This window comes from Paenibacillus sanfengchensis, from assembly GCF_036864765.1.
GTDB lineage: Bacteria > Bacillota > Bacilli > Paenibacillales > Paenibacillaceae > Fontibacillus > Fontibacillus sanfengchensis.
In genome coordinates this window covers 154,236-176,517 of sequence record NZ_JBAGJC010000002.1, presented here as the reverse complement: position 1 = coordinate 176,517, position 22,282 = coordinate 154,236, and the positions used below count along the sequence as shown (strand labels likewise).

Sequence of the window (22,282 nt, the reverse complement as noted above, 5' to 3'; positions counted from 1 at the left end):
TCCCGCAATGCGATGACAACAGCCCCTTTTCGGGTCCGCCCGTTTTTTTGCCGCAAGAAGTGGCAAAGACTTGGACTCACAGTATTGTAAGCGCAACCAATATAATTGAATCATAAATGATAAAGGGGGATTTCAAGATGAGTAAAAAGAGATGGATGAGTTCAGTAGCCGTATTGGCGGTGGCAGCGCTGCTCTTTACAGGTTGCGGGTCAACCGGAGGAAACTCCGGCGCAGCGGGGGATAAGGCGGGGCAGAATGCCGGGGCTGCGGACAAGCCGCAAGGCAAATTGACGGTTTATGTCGGCTTTCAGGAAGACCACGCGGTAGCCGCCATCAAAAAATTTACGGAAGACACCGGAATCGAGGCGAGTATGATTCGGATGTCGGCGGGGGAAATTCTCGCTAAGATCCGGGCCGAGAAAGACAACCCGCAGGCGGATGTCTGGTATGGGGGACCGGCCGATACGTTCGTCCAAGCGGCAAACGAGGGATTGCTGCAGCCTTACCAGTCGCCTGTGGCCGAAAAGATAGATGCCAAGTACAAGGACCCGGACGGCTATTGGACGGGCGTATATGTCGGAGCGGTCGGCTTTGCGTCCAATAAGGATTTTCTGGCGAAGAAAGGCGTGGAGGCTCCGCGGCGATGGGAGGACCTTCTGAATCCGGCCTTTAAAGGCGAAATCGTCATGGCGGACCCGGCGTCTTCCGGTACGGCTTATACGGCGATGTATTCCGTCTTGAAGGTGATGGGGAGCGAGGAGAGCGGCTTCGATTACCTAAAAAAACTGCACCCCCAAGTACAGCAGTATACGACAAGCGGCTCCGCTCCAGGCCGGATGGTCGGCATGGGAGAAGCCGGCGTAGGCATTTTGTTCGCGCACGACATTATTAAATACCAGGAAGAAGGCTTCGACAGCCTTGTGATGACGGTTCCTGAGGACGGTACGGGATACGAGACGGGATCGATCGGCATCATCAAAAACACCAAAAACGAAGAGCTCGCCCAGAAATTTGTCGATTGGGCCTTGTCACCGGCCGCTCAGGAACTTGGCAAGACGGTGGGAAGCTTCCAAAACTTGACGAATCCGGATGCCGTAGGACCGGAACAGGCTTTGAATTTGTCCGATATTCGTATGGTTGATTACGACGTAGTTGAAGCCGGTAAAGAACGTCAACGCCTGATCGACAAATGGAGCGCCGAGGTCAAAAAATAAATAACTGGGGACTACCTCCAAAGTTGTTATCTAGAGAGGAGAGAGCTTGAATGAGCGCCATGTTCAAGAGATTCAAGCGCGAGCCGCTCCTGCCGATTCTTATCGTGTTGGTCATGCTCTGCTTACTCGTTTTTATCGTATATCCATTATTCCAAATCTTTAAATCCAGCTTCGTCGGTTCGTCCGGCGAGGTTGGTCTGGAGGGTTACCTGCGTGTCCTCTCCGGAGGAGGATTGTTCCAGGCCCTGGTTAATTCGCTGGTGCTGGCCGTCCTAACGGCCACGCTGTCCACGGCCATCGCCTATGTTTTCGCCTATACGTTTGCCTATGTAAAGGTACCCTTTAAAAAGTTGTTTAACGGAATCGCTATCTTGCCGGTGATTTCACCGCCGTTTGTCATCGCGTTGTCCGCGATGCTGTTGTTCGGAAAACAAGGATTGGTGACCAAAAATTTGCTTGGCCTCGAGAACGCCAACATTTACGGGCTGCATGGGTTGGTCCTCGTGCAGACGCTATCGTTTTTTCCCATCGCGTTTCTGACGCTGTCGGGCTTGCTTCGCTCGATTAGTCCTTCCCTGGAAGAGGCGAGTCAAAATATGGGGGCCAGCCGCTTAAAAACGTTTCTCAGCGTGACGTTGCCGCTATCCGTTCCGGGGATCGCCAATGCATTCTTGCTTGTATTTGTTCAGTCTCTTGCGGATTTCGGCAACCCCATGACGATCGGAGGAAATTACTCTACGGTGGCCAGAGAAATCTATTTGCAGGCGGTAGGGAGCTATAATTTGCAGGCGGGCGCGGCGCTGGCCATGATTTTGCTGACCGTGACGATTATCGTGTATATCCTGCAAAACTTCTGGGTCGGCAAGAAAAGCTATGTCACGGTAACGGGCAAGCCGACCGGACAGCGCAGAATGATCGAGTCCGGGGCTGTCAAACACGGGTTATTCATTTTTTGTATGATAATGTCACTCGTCGTTATCGCCTTTTACACACTTGTCCCCGTCGGTTCGTTTATCAAGCTGTGGGGGATCAATAACAGCCTTACCCTGGATCATTACAAATACGTTTTCTCCATAGGGCAGAAGGCGGTAAAAGATACGCTGACGCTGGCCATCGTCGCCACGCCGATCGCGGGGCTTTTGGGAATGATTATTGCGTTCCTGATCGTCCGTAAAAGATTCATAGGCAAAAGAGCGCTCGAAGTCATCAGCATGCTGTCGATTGCCGTACCGGGAACGGTGATCGGGATCGGCTACATTCTGGCCTTCAATAAGGCACCGCTCGCCTTAACCGGAACGGGACTGATTATCGTGGCCGCGTTTGTCGTACGCTCTATGCCGGTCGGCATTCGCTCGGGTGTCGCCGCCTTGCAGCAGATCGACCCGAGCATCGAAGAGGCCGCGACCAACCTGGGGGCCGGGGGGAGCAAAGTGTTCACCAGCGTAGTGCTCCCGTTGATCAAGTCCGCCTTTTTCAGCGGTCTCGTCAACAGCTTTGTTAAAAGCATGACCGCGATGAGCGCCGTCATTTTCCTCATTTCGGCCAAATATAACCTGATAACCGCATCGATTCTGGCGCAGGTCGAGGCGGGACGGATCGGTGTGGCCAGCGCTTACTGTACCATCCTGATTCTCATCATGATTGTGGCGTTGGCGTTAATCAACTTGCTGGTGAAATGGATGGGCGGTAAAGAACGCTCCGTTTAAAGGGCGTCCATTCTTGAAGGAGGTATTGTTCATGGCTAAATCTGTAACGCTCCAAAATATATCGAAGGCTTTCTTGAATGATAGAGGGGAACGATCGTACGCGGTCAAAGGGGTGGACCTCAACATCGGGGAGGGGGAGTTCGTTACCCTTCTCGGCCCGTCGGGCTGCGGAAAAACGACGACACTTCGCATGATCGCCGGATTTGAAGACATCACCGAGGGGCACATTTATTTCGGTAATGAAGCGGTGGACCAGATTCCCCCGAACCGAAGAGACTGTACGATGGTGTTTCAATCCTATGCCTTGTTTCCTCATTTGAACGTCTTCGACAACATCTCGTACGGGCTTAAGATTAAAAAGATGTCCAAACCCGATATCATCTCGAAAGTTGAATCCGTATTGGATATAATGAATCTGCGGGATTATCGGGATCGGATGCCCAATCAATTGTCGGGCGGGCAGCAGCAGCGGGTGGCCTTGGCCCGGGCGCTCGTAATGGAGCCCGGCGTACTGCTGTTCGACGAACCGCTGTCTAACCTGGATGCCAAGCTGCGTCTGGTCATGCGGGATGAAATTCGGCGGATTCAACAGCAGATCGGCATTACGGCGGTTTATGTCACACATGATCAAAGCGAAGCGATGAGCATGAGCGATAAGGTTATCGTTATGAATAAAGGGAAAATCGAGCAAATGGGTACGCCGATGGAGATTTATCAGCGCCCCAAAACGCAGTTCGTGGCGGATTTTATCGGAACCGCCAATTTTATGGAGGGTACGGTCAAAGGGACGGAGGAAGGCAGGCTGCTGGTGGATACGGCCGCTGGATTATTGCGAGTTCACCGGGACGGTTTTAAGACGGGGGACCGCGTGACCGTCGTTATCCGACCGGAAGCCGTATCCTTGGGAAACGGGCCGGAGCGTAAGGGAATCGTACAAAAAAGCGTGTTTATGGGACAAACGCAAGAATACGAAGTACAGTTTGGAGGCCAGCTGTTCCAAATAACCGAGCACAATCCGATTCAGGAGAAGGTCCACACGGTCGGAGCCTCCGTTTCCGTGGAATTTGCCGAAGATGCGCTGCATGTGATTTAACCCCAAGCATAGGACTCGGGACGACATCAAGAAAAGGGGGACGGGCGGCATGAAACGAATAATGTTAGGCATACTTCTGCTGTCCCTTCTGTTCACCTTATTGTCGGCCTGCGGCAAGGAAAGACAAGGAACGTTAACGGTATACGCCGGTTTGTACGAGGATCATGCTATAAAGGCGATCGAAACCTTCCAAAAACAGACCGGCATCAAAGTGAATTATGTGCGTATGTCGAGCGGGGAAATTCTGGCGCGAATCCGCGCGGAGCGGAATGCGCCGAAAGCCAGTATATGGTATGGCGGCCCGGCGGATACCTTTATTCAGGCGAAGACAGAGGGTTTGCTGGAGCCATACAATTCCAAACAGGCCGAGTCGATCCCTCCGGAGTATCGGGACCCTGACGGATATTGGACAGGCATTTATATTGGTTCCATCGCCTTTGTGTCCAACAAAACCTGGCTGCAGGAGGTGGGGCTGCAAGCTCCTCACTCGTGGAGCGACTTGCTGAAGCCGGAGTACCGGGGGATGATTTCGATGGCGGATCCCCGCTCATCGGGAACGGCCTACACGACGATGGCTACGTTGGTGCAGTTGTTTGGCGAGGATGAGGCGTTTGATTACTTGCGGCGGCTTCATCGGCAAAGCATCGTTTACACCACATCCGGCAGCGTTCCCGGACGAACGGTGGGCATGGGGGATTCGGGAACGGCTGTCATGTTCGCCCATGATGCACTCAAATATTACAAAGAGGGGTTCCAGGATCTCATCATTAGCTTTCCTAATGAAGGAACCGGCTATGAAATCGGGGCGGTCGGCGTAATCAAAGGTGGGCCGAACCAGAAAGAGGCCCGGGAGTTCGTCGATTGGGCATTGACCAAACAGGCTCAGGATCTGGGTAAGCAGGTCGGGAATTATCAGCAGTTGACCAATCCGGATGCTGTTCCTCCCGAAGAAGCTATCCCTTTGGAGAAGCTAAATGCCATTTCATACGACCTTGAATGGGCCGGGAGGAACCGTGAACGCCTGATCCAAAAGTGGACCACCCGGGTGCTGGGTCTGGGAGATGAATAGTAAGCGCTGAACAGCAGGCTTTACCGTTTTTTTTGGTATGGAATATGCGAATCCCCCTGTCCTGTCCCTCCCTTACTGCATAAGATATCATGCGGCGGGAACCGGAATCGTCCTCCGTGGATGGTTCGGTTAACCCGAATTCGGGAGAGGCAGGACGGAGGAGGTTTTGCAGGTGGGCTACCATTATACGGCGATCGGGGATTCATTGACGACGGGGGCGGGAGCTTGGCTTAGCGGCGGATTTGCCCCCGTCTATCGGCGCATGGCCGAAAGACGTCTCCGTACCTCGATAAACTATGAGAATTTAGGGATTAACGGGTTGACCTCGCAGAGGCTGCTTGCAAAGATTCAGGGGGACCCGCGATTCCGGGCGGCGCTTCGGCGGGCCGATATCATCACCGTATCGATCGGCGCGAACGATCTACGGCCTTATGCCGGAGCCGTCCGCGGCGGATCCCGGCTAGACGCTTCCCGCATCCCGCAAGCGCTGGGCCGGACGAAGGAGAATGTAAGGCAAATTGTCCATGACGTGTACCGGATAAAATCCGGGCAGCCTAGGCCGTTCATCATTCGGATGGTGGGCGTGTACAATCCCTTTCCGAACAGGGAAGCGGGAAGGTTTGCGCGTCAGTACAATTCGTTTCTCTATTCCCTGGGAGGGCCAAATTACCGCGTGGCCGACATTTATTCGGCGTTCGAAGGCAACGAACGGAATTTGCTCTTTTTGGATGGGGTTCACCCGAACGCGAGGGGCTACCGTGTCATTGCCCAGGAACTGGACCGGCTTGGCTACCTGCCTTTGCGGTAAGCATGAGGAAATGTGTCGAATAAAAGGGAAGGAAGGCCGACCAGTTTTACTGGTTGGTTTTTTTTGCGGATAAGTAGTTGACAGCGAGAGAGAGGAGGATATAATTAAGTCAAATGGTAACAAATAACATTCGAGAAACGCTCCACCTTAATGTTTTTCTTCAAAGGGTATACTTCGGCCAATTGGGCAAACGCTTGCATTATTGCTTTTATTCAGCAGCTATGCTTCCTCCTACTTTTCTGCACCTCACCGTTAGATGGCAAACTCAGGATTTTCATGATGACACGTTTTTTTATTCTCAAAAATGCAAACGGTTGCACGAAACATCTCGTTTTGTTTGGATGTATGGGTCAATACGAAGACAGGAGATGAGAGTTAAAGATGGAGTTGATTGCCTTGATTCAGGTATTTGTAAGCGTTTTATTCGGGGTGTCTTCTGCAGCCAAACTGAGCAAATTGTCATCCTTCAGAGACACGCTAAGGCAGCTTAGAATCGCTCCTTTATGGACGAAAAGGGCTGGAGCCGCCATTCCTTTGGCCGAGTTGGCCGTTTGTGTGCTATTGTGGTTCCCTATTACTTTGCGAATTGGTGCGGTGCTTGCTCTGCTTCTGCTCTGTGCCTTTGCGTGGGGGGCCTGGAGAGCCAAAGGCAGAATGGTGATCTACCAGTGGTTTGGGGGGCTTATTTCGGAAAAGTTTGGCATGGCGCTGCATATCAGACATTTTGTCCTCTTCCTCTTGAGCGTTTATCTTCTTGTTGCGCCGGTCCCGTCCGCACGGGCCTCGGCTTCTTTTGGGGAAATAGGGCTGGCGGTACTCTCTTCCTTAGGGATCTTGGTAATTTATGCATTGGGTTTAACGCTGCGACAGTACCATCAGCTCTACCAGGAATAGAACAACAACCGACTAAAGGAGTGACATGTTATGCCGGACATGTATGAAATCTCGTATTTGCTCTTATGGGTCATCGTGATTCTGATTTCTTACGTCGTGATTGTCATTTTAAAGAGCGCCATCACAGCCAGAAGTATGCTCTATGAACAACAAGAGGGCTTGCCTGAAGGGGCGGAGTTTCCGCTTGGCGGCCGTCTCCCCATGGATGGAAAAGCCGTTCTCCTCAAGGACCATGGCAAGCTCGGTACACTTATATTTTTGACTTCTTCCCAATGCTTGGCTTGCAAAAAGCTGTACTCGGTCATTAACGATGTACAGAAGAAAATGCCGGTGTATCAGTACCTGTTTATGATGTCCGGTCCGGAGGACGAGGTAAACGCAGCGATCAAGGAGTATGAACTCCAGGTTCCGATTATTCATGTGGAAAATTTCAAGGACCTGCAAACGCCCTTCGTTCCGTTTGGATACTATGTCTCCCCGGATGGCTTGATCCGAGCGAAGGGAATTATAAACAACGAAGGCCATCTGCAGGCACTGGTCTCGCATGGGGAAGAGCGAGTTTCGGCGTAAGGGGAAGGATCGGTGGAACGATAAAATGTGCACTTCCTTGAACTAAGTTAGCTAAGGCGGTTTCAGCCTTAACTATAAAAAAATCTATTGAAAGGAGGTGAAAAAAATATGTGTTCTGGAGCTTATTTGTATCAATATTGTCAGTCGTCCAGTATGTGTTCTTCTACTTCAGGTAAGCAATTGTGTTTCTACTATTCGAGTGGTTGCTCTACGTGCAGATGCTCTGATTGCTAAGTTAACAAGTTTAAGTCTGCCGTTAAAACATAACGGCAGACTCCCGGCTTATTCTAAGTACCCGTACTTTTCAAGTATTGGATACAGGGGGGGCTATTTTGAAAAACAAATTTCTGATGATACTTGGTGTTATGTTCATTTTTCTGAGCGCATGTTCGCCTAACCGAGAAATCCTCCAATACGAAGGCGATCCAAAGATGAAAGCTACGTTAAAGATCATGACGATTAATAGTGAAGCGAACGTGATGAAGGATTTCGGAGATATGTTTAACGCGAAATATCCCAATATAGAATTAAAGGTTATTAACTATAACTCTAACAATTATAAAAAAATCATTGAAGATGAAAAGCCGGATGTTTTCAGCCTTTCTCCCCAGGAATTTGAACAATATCTTGCGGATGACAGGTTGTACGATCTCGATGCCTTGCTTAATCAGGATGCTTTTGATCTTAAAGGGTTTCATCCGGAAGTTATTAATTACTTAAGGCATTTGGGAAATGGGAAACTGTATGGACTTTCTCCCCATTTTCAGAGTAAGGCCCTTTATTATAATAAGGATTTATTTGATAAATACGGCATTCCCTATCCGCAAGATCAGATGACTTGGAAGGATGTTTTTCAGTTAGCTGAACGTTTTCCTGAAGAGGATGGCATAAGTGGGCTATATATAAGAAATTTTTACACATTATCAGAAGAAATTGCACGAAGCGAACATGTAACCAAGGTCAATGACAAGGATATGAAGGTAACGCTTAACACTGAGTCATACAGGAAAATTTTTGAAATGATTCTGAAAGCTTATGAATCTCGGGCAATTTCTTTGCCGGACATCGACTTGTTTGAAGTATACGATCCCTTTATCAAAGGATCGAGTGCGATGACCTTCGATTACTATTACTACATAAATAATAATATTAATTGGGCGAAAACGGAAAAAGGAGCTGATTTTCATTTGAATTGGGATTTGGCTTCCGCCCCGGTGAATGAGGTAAGTCGTGATACATCTCCGTACTTCAATTTATTCGGTATTTTCTCAGTGAGTGCCGAGTCCGAGCAAAAACAGGCTGCTTGGGAATTGGTTAAATTTGTCAATAGTAGAGAAGTAGCTAAGGCAAAATCAAGAACAACAGGAATTGTTCCATCTTCGCGAACCGACTACATTTATAATCCGGAAGGCAAACGGATGGATGCTTTCTATAATTTGAAACCTGTGATGAACTCTCAAAATATCAATTCCGATTTGTTCCCGAAAGGTTTTTTTGGAGGATTGGAAGGGATCATTAATTCTGAAGGTAAAGCGGCAATGGTCGGTGCTAAAACTTTAGACGAAGCGATGGCTTCCATGCAGGAGCGGGGACAGCGATTATTGGACCGGAAGTAGCTTACCTTAGAATGATTCGGGCTAACGCCTAGATGCAAACTAAGAAGAAAGAGTGTAGCCGAAGTGAACCATAAAGGAGTCCTTCGAGGATTGTTATTCGAGATCGTTCCGTTTATATGGAAGTCGGCTCCTGTCCGATTGGCCGTGATGATGGTCACTCGTATTGTGGAGGCTTTGCAGCCGGCCGTTCAAATTTATCTGACCCAACGGCTGGTGGAGCAAGCTGCCTTATTGTTTCAAGGGAATAAGGAAATGCTGCTGCCCGCGCTGACGACGATAGGTTGGCAGGCCTTGTTTTTTCTGACTGCTCTGGGCTTAAGGTCGCTTGCTCATATGCTTCTTCTGGTAATTAAACAAAAAGCGCAGTTTCGATTGGACCGGGAGATCGCCGAAAAATGCTCGAGGTTGGACTATATTTACTTCGAGCAGTCCGAATACTACGACCGCCTGCAGAGAGTCACTCAAGGACTTGCTTATCGCGGGCTATCTGTGTTGGATCATTTTTTTCTGGTGTTGCAAAGCCTCATTACGTTAACTTCACTGCTTGCGGTTCTGGCCGGGTTTCATGGACTGCTGTCCGCAGGCGTACTGTGTTTGATTATCCCTTCCTTCCTGATCAATATGAAGCTGGGCCAAAAAAGATACAAGCAGATGATCGCTCAGACGCCTTCAAGCCGTAAAGTCCATTATTTCATGGGTTTAATGACCGGCAGGGAGTCCGCCAAAGAAATGAAGCTGTTCAGATTGTATCCTTACATCATCGACCAATGGGGAAAGTTGTATTGGAGAAATGCGAAAGAAAAGGCTGCGTTAGAGAAGTCGGGCCAATGGCTCGGCGGTTTCTCCGAGTTTTTCTCTTATGCGTTTACGGCGCTTTCTACCGTGATTGTCCTTTTAATGAGTTATACGGGCGGCCTTACGATCGGTTTTTTTGTGGCAATGATCCAGACCGTGACGACAGCGAAGGACAGCGTGATGCTGATCGCCGCCAATTTGTCGGGCATTTACGAAAACGCTCTGTTTACCAGCGAACTGATCCAATTTCTGCACCTTCCGGATAAAAAGCCGGATGCGTGCACGGGGTTGCCGGAGTTATCGTCAGAACCCCATGAAGCGGTAAAAGAGGGTCTTGTGGTAGCGGGGCTAAGCTTCGCCTATCCCAATCAGCGGATGCCGGCTTTGACGGATGTCGGGTTTCACATCAAGCCCGGACAGCGGGTGGCTATTGTCGGACATAACGGGGCGGGAAAGAGTACTTTAGCCAAATGCCTGCTTGGCCTATACAAGCCTCAATACGGAAGGGTCCTCTGGAACGGCAAGGAGATTTCCGCGGATGACGAATGCAAGCCGATCAGTGCCGTTTTCCAAGACTTTATGCAATATCAATTAACATTGAAAGAAAATATCGGATTCGGACAGATTACAGCGCTGGAGGATCAAGAACGGTTGGAGATTGCGGCAGTCAAGACTGGAGTGGATTCGATCTCCCGCTCGCTTCCGCATGGATATGAAACGCTCCTTGGCTACGAATATGAAGGGGGCAAAGAATTGTCCCAAGGGCAATGGCAAAGGGTGGCGTTAAGCCGCTCCTTCTTTAACACGGATGCCGAGCTTGTTATATATGACGAGCCCACTTCCGCATTAGACCCGATTGCCGAGGCCGCCTTGTTTGAACGATTTTCCGAATTGGTCGAAGGGAAAACGAGTATTATGATCTCCCATCGGCTGGGAAGTTGCCGCCATGCGGATCTGATTCTGGTGCTGAAAGACGGACGTCTGGTCGAACAGGGGACACATTTGCAACTGCTTCAGCGCCAAGGGGAGTATGCGCGCATGTACAAGGCCCAGTCCCAATGGTATGACATGAAGGGAGTGATCGCGTGAAAAAAACACTGGATTCATTAAAAACGCTGTTTGTTTCCTCAAGAGCCAAGGGGTCCAATACGGCCCTCACGGAAGGGAAGCTCCCCCGGGGTGGAAATGACGGCGATTTTCTTCCTTTATTTAAGGGGAGAGACCAGATGGGAAGGAAGGTGAGGTCAGAGACGTTTCCCGGCCGGATCACGAAATTGATTTTTTTAAGCGATAGCTGCGCCTCGTGTATTGAAGTGCTAAAACGTCTTGATCACTCCCCCCGAAATAAGCATTGTCTGGTTATAAAAGGGGATCCCGAGCCTTACTCAAACGCCGATTTGGAGGATATATCGTACGACTTCCCTATTTTCAGGTCAACCAAGGTCGTAGCGATGTTTGGAATTCAACGTGTCCCCACCATCGTAACAGTAAGTGCAGAGGGAAGAATTGAACGAGTCGACGAGTTGACCGATCCCGGGCAGTTGGAGGATTGCTTGGAGCCGTCCTCTCCGGTTTGGCCGAGACGCAATCAGGGACTGCCTGTAGGCAGTGTGTTCCCGGATGCTCTATCGCGTGCGGGTCATGCTCAAGAGGGAGCGGGGGAGGGGGCCGTCGTTCTTTTTTTATCTGTCGACTGCTTGTCGTGCCTGGACATTTTCTCCAAAATCCATTTGCTTGTTGAAAAATGGACCGATATGCGGATAGTCCTCTACATACAGGGCGAGGAGGTCAAGGTGAAAATGCTTCTGGAAGAAAATCGCATATCGCTCCCGTTTTTTCTATATGATCCGGGCCTAAGAGGAACATTCAGAACGTTGGTTTTTCCGTATCTGTACGTTCTCTCCGCTGAAGGCCGTATCTTATCAAGGGGATCCCTTAAGGATGCGGAGGAGCTTGATATATGGATGGCCATGGCTGTTGAGCAAGGAGGGCGGGAGCATGATTAGTGACCACGGTCTGGCAATCGGCAGTTTCATCCCCAATTTAGAGTACGTGGATCAGAGCGGCAAAACTTTGAGTATGCACTCCATCCCGGGCAGAAAGGTGCTGCTGTTTATTTCCATGCACTGCATCCGATGCCTGGAGCTGGTGCCCGAACTTCAGCAAATACACCGGCCTTCTGTCCGCTTTATTCTTTTTTCTACGGGGAGCGATGAAGATCATAAGGAGTTGGCCGAATTTCTTCAGTGGAAGTGGCCGATCTTATCCCTCTCTCCGGAGCAAATGGAAAAGGACTTTCTCATCCGCACCTTTCCTTTTGGTCTCGTTGTCGATGAGCATCAGCGGGTTTGCAGTAAAGGAACGGTCTATACTTCGCGTGAATTGCTTGAGCTGGCTGGAACACGTGGAGGGGGCAGCCTCATAAGTACCTTAATAAAGGATGGGATGAGATGATGACATGATGAACCCTTTATATTTTGACTACTGCGCTTCCACGCCTCTGCATCCTCGGGTGATTCAGACCATGCTGGATTCCGCCCAACATTGTTATGCCAATCCGTCATCCGTGCATGAAATGGGGTTTAAGGCCAGTCTTCGGGTGGAAGAGTCCAGGGAGCAGATAGCGCGGCTGCTTCAAGTCCAACCTCAGGAAATTATATTTACATCCGGGGCCACGGAGAGCAATAACCTTGCGATTTTGGGCGTGATTCGTGCCTGGATGAAGAAGACGGGGCGAACTCCCCATCTTATGATCTCCGAAATTGAACATTCATCCGTATACCAATGCGGTAAGCAACTGGCAGAGCAAGGGGTTGAGGTGTCGTTTCTTCCCGTCAACCGCAAAGGGATCGTTGATCCCGCTTCCGTGAAGGAGTCACTGCAAGCCAACACCATCCTTGTGAGCGTGATGCATGTGAACAATGAAACAGGGACCGTACAGCCCGTTGCCGAAATCGCGGGGTTACTCCGATCAATGCCTCATGTTCTGTTTCACGTAGATGGCGTACAGGGGTTTGGCAAAACGCCGGTGGAACTTGAACATATCGACCTCTATACCTTGTCGGGCCATAAAATCGGGGGACCCAAAGGCATCGGGCTGCTTATGGCCAAAGAACATATCGAACTTGAGCCGCTCATGTACGGCGGGGGGCAGGAACAGGGCGTGAGACCGGGAACGACCAATGTTCCCGCGGTGTTGGGGCTCGCCGAAGCCATCGCGGCGGCATTGGAGGAACGGGAGAAAAAGGCCGAGTATCTGGCTTTGCTGCATGATCTGGTATATGCCGGACTGTCGGCAATTCCTGAGCTGATCATAAATAGCCCGGAGCCTCCCTTTTCTTCCCCGCATATCATCAATTTCTCGTATGCGAGAAAAGGCGTGACTTCAGCGATGATGATTAGTATGCTGGGCAAACGGGGAATCATAGTCTCCTCACAATCCGCCTGCTCGTCAAAAGCCAAACAAAGTCGGGTGCTGATGGCCATGACGCAGGATGAAACGATTTCTTCCAGCGGCATCAGACTCAGTTTGCATGAGGACGTCAAGCTCGCGGATGTCAAATATTTGGTTGCTTCCATTGAACAAACCGTTCGTCAGTTGAAATTGACAAATAAATTCGATCTGCTGAAGGAGCAACAGGCAAACCGCTGAATTATCTCCTAGTTGCTGCATGAATCAAGATGCTGCCAATCCCTTCGATAACATGGTATAATCTCAAGCAAATACTGATGTGTTAAACGTTAGTCATATCTGACTTTCGGGTAAAATTACGGGAGGTTGGCATAACATTGAAACTACTTGGGGCTATTGAAGCCGGCGGGACCAAATTCGTATGCGGGATCGGTCATGAGGACGGTACCATTCTGGAACGCGTCAGTTTTCCGACCACGACACCGGAAGAGACGATGGGGCGGGTACTCGATTATTTTCGGGACAAGCAGGTAGAGGCGATCGGCATTGGCTCGTTCGGCCCGATCGATCCTATTCAGGGAAGTCCGACCTATGGTCATATTACGACCACTCCGAAGCCGCACTGGAGCCACTATAGTATCGTGGGGACCATGCAAGCAGCCAAAGGCTGCAAGATCGGTTTCGACACGGACGTCAACGGGGCGGCGCTCGGGGAATTGCGTTGGGGAGCGGCCCGGGGCCTGGACAACTGTTTGTACATCACGGTCGGGACCGGCATCGGGGCGGGAGCCGCGCTGGACGGCGGATTGATTCACGGGCTGTCTCACCCGGAGATGGGGCATATTCTTCTGCGACGCCATCCGGAGGACACCTACCAAGGCACCTGTCCCTACCACGGGGACTGCCTGGAAGGCTTGGCTTCCGGACCGGCGGTTGTGAAGCGCTGGGGCGTAAATAACGGGGCCGAACTGCCGCCGGAACATCCGGCATGGGATATGGAGGCCTATTACCTGGCACAAGCCTTGATGAACTATATTCTGATCCTTTCCCCGCAAAAGATTATCATGGGCGGCGGAGTGATGAAGCAGAGCCAGCTCTTCCCGCTGATTGCCGGCAAGCTTCAAACCCTGCTGAATGGGTACATCCAGCACGCGAGCTTGCGGGAGAACATCGGCGAATATATCGTCCCACCGGGACTAGGCGATAACGCCGGGCTTGCAGGCGCCTTGGCTTTGGCGGAGGCGGCTTTGCGGAGCTGACTTCCGGCGCCGAAGGCTGGAGGGTAAGGCAAACGCATCTATAGGAAGGCTTCGTTAGACGGAATACGACTAGCGGGGCCTTTTTTGTTGCTCTTTAATTTGCATCATACAGTATAGTAGCGTTGTTATGTAACCAGCATGAAGAAGCTTGTACGACAGGTTCATCCGGTTCATGGCATTCGCAAAAAGACAGTGATATAATAAACGAGATTTGTGGAGCATTCGAGAATGAGAACGTGGCCGCAAGTGAAGACTTAGCAATAAAACCGGAGGGACAAACCATGGGAAAACTGGTGATATGCGATCACCCCTTGATTCAACACAAACTGACATTTATCCGCGATATGCGCACGAACACGAAGGATTTTCGCGAATTGGTGGATGAGGTGGCCACGCTGATGGCCTATGAAATTACGAGAGAAATCCCGCTCGAATCGATTAAAGTACAGACGCCGGTGGCTGAAGCCGAATCGCGTGTCATTTCGGGCCGCATGCTGGGACTCATTCCTATTTTACGCGCGGGGCTGGGGATGCTTGACGGCGTTTTGAAGCTACTTCCTGCAGCTAAGGTGGGCCATGTCGGCCTGTTCCGCGATCCGCAGACGCTGCAGCCGGTCGAATATTACGTGAAGCTGCCGACCGACGTGCAGGAACGCGAACTGATTGTCATCGACCCTATGTTGGCTACGGGGGGCTCGGCGATTGCGGCGATCGAGGCGTTGAAGAAGCGCGGTTGTACGCAGATTAAAATGATGAATCTGATCGCGGCCCCGGAAGGCGTAAAAGCGGTACAGGACGCTCACCCGGACGTGGACATTTATGTGGCCGCGCTGGATGAGCGGTTGGATGAACACGGGTACATCATTCCAGGGCTGGGGGATGCCGGCGACCGGTTGTACGGAACGAAATAAGAGTCGTAGCTAAGGAAGGGGACCGCCATGTCTAAAATCAAAGTGATGACGATTTTCGGCGTAAGGCCGGAAGCGATAAAAATGGCTCCGCTGATTCTGGAGCTGCAAAAACACCCCGAGGATATCGAATCGGTGGTCTGCGTAACGGCGCAGCATCGGGAAATGCTCGATCAGGTGCTGGACGTGTTCCGCATCGTTCCGGACTATGATCTTGACGTGATGAAGCCGAACCAAAGTCTGAACGAGATTACGCTTCGCGTCCTGGAGGGGCTCGAAAAGGTTCTCCGCGAGGCAAAACCGGATATCGTGCTTGTGCACGGCGACACATTGACGACATTTTTGGCCAGCTATGCGGCGTTCCTCCAGCAGATCAAAATCGGGCATGTGGAGGCCGGGCTGCGTACCTGGAACAAACTTTCTCCGTATCCGGAGGAGATGAACCGGCAATTGACCGGGGTTCTGGCGGATTTGCATTTTGCGCCGACGGATTGGTCCGCCGGGAATTTAAGGAAGGAAAATAAACCGGAGTCAAGCATATATATCACAGGCAATACAGTTACGGATGTGTTTCAATATACTGTACAGCCAAGCTATAACAATTCCGTGCTGGAATGGGCCGCGGGGAAGCGGCTTATTCTTATGACCGCACATCGGCGGGAGTCGCAGGGCGAGCCGCATAGAAACATTTTCCGGGCCGTGAAACGAATCGCGGACGAATTTGAGGATATCGCTATCGTTTACCCTGTGCATCCCAGCCCTGCGGTGAAAGAGCCGGCATTTGAAACTTTGGGCAATCATCCTCGTATTAAACTCATTGAGCCCTTGGATGTGGTGGACTTGCATAACTTCTATCCGAAAACCCACCTCATTTTGACGGACTCCGGCGGTTTGCAGGAAGAAGCGCCGTCTTTTGGCGTTCCTGTCCTTGTGCTCCGCGATACGACGGAACGTCCCGAAGGGATCGAAGCGGGTACGTTGGAACTGGTCGGCACGGATGAGGAGATGGTATATGAGCGGACAAAGGCGTTGCTCACCGATCGTGAGCTGTATGAATCCATGAGTCGGGCCGCGAACCCGTACGGCGATGGCAAGGCATCGGAACGAATTGTCAATGCGATTCGTCACCATTTTGGGGTTTTAAGCGATCGTCCAGAGCAATTTCACAGAAAATTCACAAAGTAAGCAAAATAGGTTTTGCTCCCAGGCGCGAAAAAGTATACAGTATTACTGTACGGTGTGTGCTGCTACATCAGGAAGACAAGGTCGAATTTAACATTTCGCAACTTTAAATCACTAAAAAACCTCAATTGACAAAAACTCTTCACAATTAGTAAAATAAATTGGGATTATTAGGGTGATGGAATGGGTGATCCGACAAAACCTGACAGTAAAGGCGGCCCCTGGAAGGCTGTCGCCTTGGTGACGGCGCTGGGAGCAAACCTTGCAGTATGCGCTGTTGGAGGATACTACTTGGGATCCTGGATGGATCGGCAATGGTTTGGAAATGGTCTGGGTATCGGCCTGGGCGTCCTTGTCGGTCTGGCCGTGGGAATCTTGGGCATTATCTCTCTGATCAAGTCGGTCATGGGGGGAAAAGATGGATGAACTGTCGAAATACCAGCGTGCTTTGACAGTCGGAACCCTGGTCTTCCTGATGCTCTGTTTTCTCGGAGGCGCTTTGCTGCCGAAATATCAAAGCATTTTTCTCGGAGTCGCGCTTGGCTCGGCCGTGAGCTCGATCAACGCGGTTTACCTGGGCCGAAAGGTACGGCAGGTGTCGGAGGCGGCGTTGAACGGCGGCTCCAAACGACTGAACTTAGGTTTTCTGACTCGGGCGGCTCTGGCGATTCTTGCGGTTTTTGCCGCGATAAAAAACCCTCAAATTTTAAATATGTATGCGGTTGCCGGAGGCCTGGTCTTTGCACAATTCTATTTGTTGTTTATAGGTATCCGATTTTCTCGTAAGCCAGAGTAGGGCATTCAACTTGAGAATGGGGGTGAGAGAATATGCATGAAGCTCCGATTATTGATCTGGGCGGCTTTCGTCTGGATCTGTCCATCGTCATTATGTTGGTGGTCACCTGCGCGATCGTCTTTATCGTCGCCAAGCTGGCTACCCGGAATCTGTCGGTGGAGAATCCAGGCAAACTCCAGAATTTCCTGGAGTGGGCGGCGGAATTTGTCCGGAACATGATCTCAAGCACCATGGACTGGAAGAAAGGCAAGCCGTTTCTTTCCCTCGCCATGACGATGATAATGTTCATCTTCGTCGCGAACATGCTCGGCCTTGTGTTCGGGTTTGTCACCGAGTATCATGACGCCGATAAAGCCAAAATTTTCGGAAAGGAGATTATCTCCGTCACGGAAGTTTTGCATGAGCAGCATGAGCAGCATCCGGGCGAGGAAGCTCACGCCGAGGTGGCCTGGTGGAAATCACCGACTGCCGACGTTAGCGTGACGATGGGATTGGCGTTGCTCGTGTTTTTGCTTTCCCACGGGTTGGGTCTGTTTAAGAACACGAAGAATTACTTGAAACACTACGTCCAGCCTTACCCGTTATTTTTACCGATAAACCTGATTGAACAGCTCTCCAAGCTGGTCACGCACGGTGTCCGTCTCTTTGCGAATATTTTCGCGGGCGAGGTGTTGATTTCCACCATTATGACCCTTGCGAAAGCGAGCGCTGTGGGGGCGATTTTCTCGGTGCCGCTGCTGATGGTTTGGGATGGTTTCAGTATTTTCGTCGGCGCGATTCAGGCTTTCGTCTTTGTCATCTTGATGATGGTATACATCTCGCAAAATCTTGAAACTCACGACGAGCATTAGCTTCAACTTAAGGCGTGAAGCAATTTTCACCCTGATTGAACATAAAATTTGATTTTAAATTTTAAGGAGGATATACAAATGGGAGCAATGGCATTATTGGCAGCAGCTATCGTAGCAGGATTGGGCGCATTCGGCGCAGCGCTGGGTAACGGTATGGTTATCAGCAAAACGGTGGAAGGCATGGCTCGTCAGCCAGAAGCTAAATCCACTCTGCAAACTACAATGTTTATCGGCGTAGGTCTGATCGAAGTACTTCCGATCATCGGCGTGGTCTTGGCATTCATGTTCTTTGGTAAGGCTTAATTGAATTTGAAAAAGAACTGGCGGGGAAGGCCACAGCCGTCCGCGCCTTCTTTTTAGCCCCATGGGCGGAAAGACATAACGGATGGGCTTCGGAAAGGAGTGACTTTGATTGAATTTCGTATGGGAAAACACCGTCATCGCGCTGATCGCGATCGGGATTTTATACTTTTTGCTGAATAAATACGCTTTCGGTCCGCTCTTCTCCGTGATGGAGAAACGCCGGGAATTGGTGCAGCAGCAGCTTAACGAAGCTGCACAGACCCGCGAACAGGCTGCTACTTACGTGGAAGAACAGAAATCGGCTCTTCAGGAAGCGCGCAAGGAAGCCTATGAGATTATCGAGCAATCGAAGCAAACGAGCAGCAAGCAAGCCGCACAGTTGTTGCAGCAGGCCAAGGAAGAAGCGGAGCGTTTGAAAGACGAAGCGGTTCGCGATATCCAAAGCGAGAAGAACAGAGCGGTCGAGCAGCTCCGCAGCGAAGTGGGCGCCGTGTCCGTCAAGATCGCTTCCAAGCTGATCGAGAAAGAAGTCAGCGAGGAAAAGGTGCAGGGCGAACTGGTTGACCAGTATCTTAAAGAGGTCGGTGGCCGCTCATGAGCCGCGAGATCGTAGCCGCCAAACGTTACGCCAAGGCGCTGTATGAGATCGCCGCGCAGGAAGGCCGCACGCTGGAAGTGGAGAATGAGCTTAAGGCGCTGACGTCTTCTTTTAAATCCGGTGACGAGATTGAGAGATTTATCGCTTCTCCCAATATTTCGTCGGAGACCAAGTGGGAATTGATTTCCCGGGCGATTGAAGACAAATTGTCCAAACCGGTGGTATCTTTAATGAAGCTTTTGGTGGAGCGCGGAAGAACCGAACTGCTTCCCGAGCTGCTGGAAGGGTACATTCAAATTTCCGGCGAGGCTTTGGGTATGGCTAACGCTACGGTTTATACCACGTATCCGTTAAACGAAGAAGAGAAGCAGCAAGTGGAAGCCGAATTCGGCCAGCTCGTCAAGAAGAAGATCCGGATTGAAAACGTGATCGATAAAGACTTGCTCGGTGGCATGAAAGTCAGAATCGGCGACACGCTGTACGATGGAAGTTTGGCCGGCAAGCTGGAACGGCTTGAGAAGTCTTTTCGAAGACAAGCACTGTAGATAGGGGTGAAACACTTGAGTATCAGACCTGAAGAGATCAGTTCACTGATTAAGAGTCAGATTGAACAATATAAATCGGAAATTGAAGTGGCCGAGGTTGGCACCGTTATTCAAGTAGGCGACGGTATCGCCCGTGTCCACGGACTTGAGAACGCCATGGCTAACGAACTGCTTGAGTTTGAGAATGGCGTGTTTGGTCTTGCTTTGAACCTGGAAGAAAGCAATGTCGGTGTCGTTATTCTGGGGCCATACAGCGAAATTCGCGAAGGCGATCAAGTGAAACGTACGGGGCAAATTATGCAGGTTCCGGTAGGCGAGGCTCTGCTGGGCCGCGTTGTCAACCCGCTCGGTCAACCGGTTGACGGTAAAGGTCCGATTGAGACCACGGAATTCCGTCCCGTTGAAAATAATGCCCCAGGCGTTATTGAGCGGAAATCGGTACATGAGCCGATGCAAACCGGGATCAAGGCGATCGACTCGATGGTTCCGATTGGCCGCGGCCAACGTGAGCTTATCATCGGTGACCGTCAAACCGGTAAAACGGCGATTGCCCTCGATACGATCATCAACCAAAAGGGCAACGGCGTAAAATGTATTTATGTCGCTATCGGGCAAAAGCAATCCACGGTTGTCAACGTGGTGGAAACGCTCCGTCGTCACGGTGCGCTCGACTACACGATTGTGGTTACGGCTTCCGCTTCGGAACCGTCTCCGCTCCTGTACATCGCGCCTTATGCCGGGGTAGCTATGGCCGAGTACTTCATGTACAAAGGCGAGCACGTTCTGATTATTTATGATGACTTGTCCAAGCAAGCGGCAGCTTACCGCGAATTGTCCTTGCTGCTCCGTCGTCCTCCGGGCCGCGAAGCTTATCCGGGTGACGTCTTCTATCTGCACTCCCGTCTCTTGGAACGTGCAGCGAAGCTGAGCGATGAACTCGGCGGCGGGTCGATTACCGCGCTTCCGTTTATCGAAACGCAAGCGTCCGACGTATCCGCATATATTCCGACCAATGTAATTTCCATTACGGACGGTCAAATCTTCCTGGAGTCCGACCTGTTCTATTCCGGTCAGCGTCCGGCGGTCAACGTCGGTATTTCCGTATCCCGGGTAGGGGGCTCCGCCCAAATCAAGGCGATGAAGAAGGTAGCCGGTACGCTCCGTCTCGACCTTGCCCAATACCGTGAGCTTCAAGCGTTCTCCCAATTCGGCTCCGACCTCGATAAATCGACGCAAGCGCGTCTGACCCGCGGTTCCCGGATGATGGAAATTCTGAAGCAAGGCGTTAACCAACCGCTTCCGGTAGAGGAGCAAGTCATCAGCCTATACACGGCAGTCAAAGGTTATCTGGATGACATCGCGCTTGGCGATGTGCGCCGCTTTGAAGCGGAGTTCCTGTCGTTCGCGAAGAATCAGCATGGCGAGGTGCTGCAATCGATCCGCGATACGAAAGACCTGACGGCCGATAATGAAGCGAAATTGAAGGAAGTTATCGAGAAGTTCAAGAAGGGCTTTGCGGCTTCCGTATAATAAATAACGCATAAACCGGCCCTGGCGATTTGCCGGAACGCCGGTTTGTGATTATGTTTTGGCTTCGCCAAAACTTAAGTTAATGCTTACGAAGTAACTTTGGCTTCGCCAAAGTTAAGCTTATGCTTACGAAGTAGTTTTGGCTTCGCCAAAACTTGAAGGTGGTGAAATCATGGCAAAAGGGATTCGCGAAATAAAACGCCAGATCAAGAGCATTCAGAATACCCGTCAAATCACGAAAGCGATGGAAATGGTGGCTTCGGCCAAACTGAGAAAAGCTCAGGAAAAAGCGCAGGCATCACGCCCGTATGTTGAGAAGTTGAAAGAAGTCGTGACCAGCATTGCGTCCGGCTCGGACGGCGTCTCTCACCCGATGCTTGTTTCGCGGGAGATTAAGCGTACGGCCTACATCGTGATCACATCCGACGGCGGACTGGTTGGGGGTTACAATGCGAACTTGCTTCGTACCGTCATGGATGAGATCAAGAGCAAACATGCTTCCAAGGAGGAGTACGGTTTGTTTGTGATCGGGCGGAAAGGCCGCGATTATTTGAACCGCCGGGAACTTCCGGTGGTCGAATCGGTCACCGATTTGTCTGATACGCCTAAATTCGCCGACATTAAAGCGTTGGCTTATGCGGCGGTTCAGGGCTTTGAGCTTGAACAGTATGATGAGGTCTATCTCTGCTACAGCCGGTTTATCAATGCGATCACCCAAAGGCCGACCGTGGACCGACTGCTTCCATTCGACAAAGTGGAACAAAACCATGAAGTCAAGGCTGAGGTGGAATACGAGCCATCGCCGGAAGCCGTTCTGGAAGTGCTGCTGCCGAAATATGCGGAAACACTGATTTTCAGCGCTCTTCTGGAAGGCAAAGCGAGTGAGCTTGCTGCGAAAATGACGGCGATGGGCAGTGCGACGAAAAATGCCACGAAGATTATCAACGAGCTTACCCTGACGTACAACCGCGCGCGTCAAGCGGCAATTACCCAGGAGATCACGGAAATTGTGGCAGGCGCGAACGCGCAAGGCTAATTACGCTCGGTTCTGGTAGCAACAAGCCGCGAGATTCCTTGAAGCAGAACTTCTTCCCTTATTGGATAGGCAGGCTTCAAGGATCTTTCACGGCCTT

Annotated in this window: 23 protein-coding genes; all 23 read left to right on the top strand. The window is 50.9% G+C overall.

The features are described 5' to 3' along the window. Positions 1 to 137: 137 nt before the first annotated feature. The 23 genes from V4U84_RS04240 (at position 138) to atpG (ending at position 22,185) form a co-directional block, all read left to right on the top strand. On the top strand, positions 138 to 1,214 hold the full coding sequence (locus tag V4U84_RS04240; protein ID WP_334072214.1) for an ABC transporter substrate-binding protein: 1,077 nt from the start codon (positions 138 to 140) through the stop codon (positions 1,212 to 1,214). A gap of 50 nt (positions 1,215 to 1,264) precedes the next feature. Further along, entirely contained in the window at positions 1,265 to 2,920 is a 1,656-nt protein-coding gene (locus V4U84_RS04235; protein ID WP_334072213.1) for an ABC transporter permease, read from the top strand. 31 nt (positions 2,921 to 2,951) lie between these two features. Then, positions 2,952 to 4,013 (top strand): ABC transporter ATP-binding protein, encoded by a 1,062-nt coding sequence (locus tag V4U84_RS04230; protein WP_334072212.1) that lies wholly within the window; start codon positions 2,952 to 2,954, stop codon positions 4,011 to 4,013. Positions 4,014 to 4,062: 49 nt separating this feature from the next. Further along, positions 4,063 to 5,082, top strand: coding sequence for an ABC transporter substrate-binding protein (locus V4U84_RS04225; protein WP_334072211.1), 1,020 nt, complete (start codon positions 4,063 to 4,065; stop codon positions 5,080 to 5,082). A 172-nt stretch (positions 5,083 to 5,254) separates the two neighbouring features. Further along, complete coding sequence (locus tag V4U84_RS04220; RefSeq protein ID WP_334072210.1) at positions 5,255 to 5,890, top strand: SGNH/GDSL hydrolase family protein; 636 nt, start codon at positions 5,255 to 5,257, stop codon at positions 5,888 to 5,890. Between the two features lie 381 nt (positions 5,891 to 6,271). Continuing rightward, entirely contained in the window at positions 6,272 to 6,784 is a 513-nt protein-coding gene (locus V4U84_RS04215; protein ID WP_334072209.1) for a MauE/DoxX family redox-associated membrane protein, read from the top strand. Positions 6,785 to 6,814: 30 nt separating this feature from the next. After that, positions 6,815 to 7,354 carry a thioredoxin domain-containing protein gene (locus V4U84_RS04210; RefSeq protein ID WP_334072208.1) on the top strand — a complete coding sequence of 180 codons (540 nt, stop codon included), beginning with the start codon at positions 6,815 to 6,817 and terminating at the stop codon, positions 7,352 to 7,354. 332 nt (positions 7,355 to 7,686) lie between these two features. Further along, positions 7,687 to 8,970, top strand: a complete 1,284-nt coding sequence (locus V4U84_RS04205; protein WP_334072207.1) for an ABC transporter substrate-binding protein — start codon at positions 7,687 to 7,689, stop codon at positions 8,968 to 8,970. Positions 8,971 to 9,060: 90 nt separating this feature from the next. Further along, positions 9,061 to 10,854, top strand: a complete 1,794-nt coding sequence (locus tag V4U84_RS04200; RefSeq protein ID WP_334072206.1) for an ABC transporter ATP-binding protein — start codon at positions 9,061 to 9,063, stop codon at positions 10,852 to 10,854. Next, on the top strand, positions 10,851 to 11,771 hold the full coding sequence (locus V4U84_RS04195; protein WP_334076810.1) for a TlpA family protein disulfide reductase: 921 nt from the start codon (positions 10,851 to 10,853) through the stop codon (positions 11,769 to 11,771). Before V4U84_RS04200 ends, V4U84_RS04195 begins: the two co-directional genes overlap by 4 nt. Next, complete coding sequence (locus V4U84_RS04190; protein ID WP_334072204.1) at positions 11,764 to 12,219, top strand: peroxiredoxin family protein; 456 nt, start codon at positions 11,764 to 11,766, stop codon at positions 12,217 to 12,219. The genes V4U84_RS04195 and V4U84_RS04190 overlap by 8 nt, the downstream gene beginning before the upstream one ends. Positions 12,220 to 12,223: 4 nt before the next feature. Further along, positions 12,224 to 13,417: a cysteine desulfurase family protein gene (locus tag V4U84_RS04185; protein ID WP_334072203.1), complete on the top strand. Its 1,194-nt coding sequence runs from the start codon at positions 12,224 to 12,226 to the stop codon at positions 13,415 to 13,417. Positions 13,418 to 13,554: 137 nt separating this feature from the next. Continuing rightward, positions 13,555 to 14,436 (top strand): ROK family protein, encoded by an 882-nt coding sequence (locus tag V4U84_RS04180; RefSeq protein WP_334072202.1) that lies wholly within the window; start codon positions 13,555 to 13,557, stop codon positions 14,434 to 14,436. Positions 14,437 to 14,717: 281 nt separating this feature from the next. Further along, positions 14,718 to 15,347: a uracil phosphoribosyltransferase gene (gene upp / locus V4U84_RS04175; RefSeq protein WP_334072201.1), complete on the top strand. Its 630-nt coding sequence runs from the start codon at positions 14,718 to 14,720 to the stop codon at positions 15,345 to 15,347. A 27-nt stretch (positions 15,348 to 15,374) separates the two neighbouring features. Beyond that, a complete protein-coding gene (gene wecB, locus V4U84_RS04170) occupies positions 15,375 to 16,529 on the top strand; it encodes a non-hydrolyzing UDP-N-acetylglucosamine 2-epimerase (protein WP_334072200.1) in 1,155 nt (384 codons plus the stop codon). A 180-nt stretch (positions 16,530 to 16,709) separates the two neighbouring features. Then, positions 16,710 to 16,952: an AtpZ/AtpI family protein gene (locus tag V4U84_RS04165; RefSeq protein ID WP_334072199.1), complete on the top strand. Its 243-nt coding sequence runs from the start codon at positions 16,710 to 16,712 to the stop codon at positions 16,950 to 16,952. Beyond that, positions 16,945 to 17,322 (top strand): ATP synthase subunit I, encoded by a 378-nt coding sequence (locus V4U84_RS04160; protein ID WP_334072198.1) that lies wholly within the window; start codon positions 16,945 to 16,947, stop codon positions 17,320 to 17,322. The genes V4U84_RS04165 and V4U84_RS04160 overlap by 8 nt, the downstream gene beginning before the upstream one ends. Before the next feature lie 32 nt (positions 17,323 to 17,354). Continuing rightward, positions 17,355 to 18,173 (top strand): F0F1 ATP synthase subunit A, encoded by an 819-nt coding sequence (atpB, locus tag V4U84_RS04155; RefSeq protein ID WP_334072197.1) that lies wholly within the window; start codon positions 17,355 to 17,357, stop codon positions 18,171 to 18,173. A gap of 78 nt (positions 18,174 to 18,251) precedes the next feature. Next, entirely contained in the window at positions 18,252 to 18,476 is a 225-nt protein-coding gene (gene atpE, locus V4U84_RS04150) for a F0F1 ATP synthase subunit C (protein ID WP_148452992.1), read from the top strand. A 109-nt stretch (positions 18,477 to 18,585) separates the two neighbouring features. Further along, the gene (gene atpF / locus V4U84_RS04145) at positions 18,586 to 19,074 is read left to right on the top strand and encodes a F0F1 ATP synthase subunit B (RefSeq protein ID WP_334072196.1); all 489 of its coding nucleotides are present in this window, start codon (positions 18,586 to 18,588) and stop codon (positions 19,072 to 19,074) included. Next, on the top strand, positions 19,071 to 19,619 hold the full coding sequence (locus tag V4U84_RS04140; protein WP_334072195.1) for a F0F1 ATP synthase subunit delta: 549 nt from the start codon (positions 19,071 to 19,073) through the stop codon (positions 19,617 to 19,619). Before atpF ends, V4U84_RS04140 begins: the two co-directional genes overlap by 4 nt. Before the next feature lie 15 nt (positions 19,620 to 19,634). Beyond that, the gene (atpA, locus tag V4U84_RS04135) at positions 19,635 to 21,149 is read left to right on the top strand and encodes a F0F1 ATP synthase subunit alpha (protein WP_334072194.1); all 1,515 of its coding nucleotides are present in this window, start codon (positions 19,635 to 19,637) and stop codon (positions 21,147 to 21,149) included. A 172-nt stretch (positions 21,150 to 21,321) separates the two neighbouring features. After that, positions 21,322 to 22,185, top strand: a complete 864-nt coding sequence (gene atpG, locus V4U84_RS04130) for an ATP synthase F1 subunit gamma (protein WP_334072193.1) — start codon at positions 21,322 to 21,324, stop codon at positions 22,183 to 22,185. Positions 22,186 to 22,282: the final 97 nt, after the last annotated feature.

Coding starts and splice junctions, on each gene's coding strand:
- V4U84_RS04240 (WP_334072214.1), top strand. CDS start 138: ATGAGTAAAAAGAGATGGATGAGTTCAGTAGCCGTATTGGCGGTGGCA.
- V4U84_RS04235 (WP_334072213.1), top strand. CDS start 1,265: ATGAGCGCCATGTTCAAGAGATTCAAGCGCGAGCCGCTCCTGCCGATT.
- V4U84_RS04230 (WP_334072212.1), top strand. CDS start 2,952: ATGGCTAAATCTGTAACGCTCCAAAATATATCGAAGGCTTTCTTGAAT.
- V4U84_RS04225 (WP_334072211.1), top strand. CDS start 4,063: ATGAAACGAATAATGTTAGGCATACTTCTGCTGTCCCTTCTGTTCACC.
- V4U84_RS04215 (WP_334072209.1), top strand. CDS start 6,272: ATGGAGTTGATTGCCTTGATTCAGGTATTTGTAAGCGTTTTATTCGGG.
- V4U84_RS04210 (WP_334072208.1), top strand. CDS start 6,815: ATGCCGGACATGTATGAAATCTCGTATTTGCTCTTATGGGTCATCGTG.
- V4U84_RS04190 (WP_334072204.1), top strand. CDS start 11,764: ATGATTAGTGACCACGGTCTGGCAATCGGCAGTTTCATCCCCAATTTA.
- V4U84_RS04185 (WP_334072203.1), top strand. CDS start 12,224: ATGATGAACCCTTTATATTTTGACTACTGCGCTTCCACGCCTCTGCAT.
- upp (WP_334072201.1), top strand. CDS start 14,718: ATGGGAAAACTGGTGATATGCGATCACCCCTTGATTCAACACAAACTG.
- wecB (WP_334072200.1), top strand. CDS start 15,375: ATGTCTAAAATCAAAGTGATGACGATTTTCGGCGTAAGGCCGGAAGCG.
- V4U84_RS04165 (WP_334072199.1), top strand. CDS start 16,710: ATGGGTGATCCGACAAAACCTGACAGTAAAGGCGGCCCCTGGAAGGCT.
- V4U84_RS04160 (WP_334072198.1), top strand. CDS start 16,945: ATGGATGAACTGTCGAAATACCAGCGTGCTTTGACAGTCGGAACCCTG.
- atpB (WP_334072197.1), top strand. CDS start 17,355: ATGCATGAAGCTCCGATTATTGATCTGGGCGGCTTTCGTCTGGATCTG.
- atpE (WP_148452992.1), top strand. CDS start 18,252: ATGGGAGCAATGGCATTATTGGCAGCAGCTATCGTAGCAGGATTGGGC.
- V4U84_RS04140 (WP_334072195.1), top strand. CDS start 19,071: ATGAGCCGCGAGATCGTAGCCGCCAAACGTTACGCCAAGGCGCTGTAT.
- atpG (WP_334072193.1), top strand. CDS start 21,322: ATGGCAAAAGGGATTCGCGAAATAAAACGCCAGATCAAGAGCATTCAG.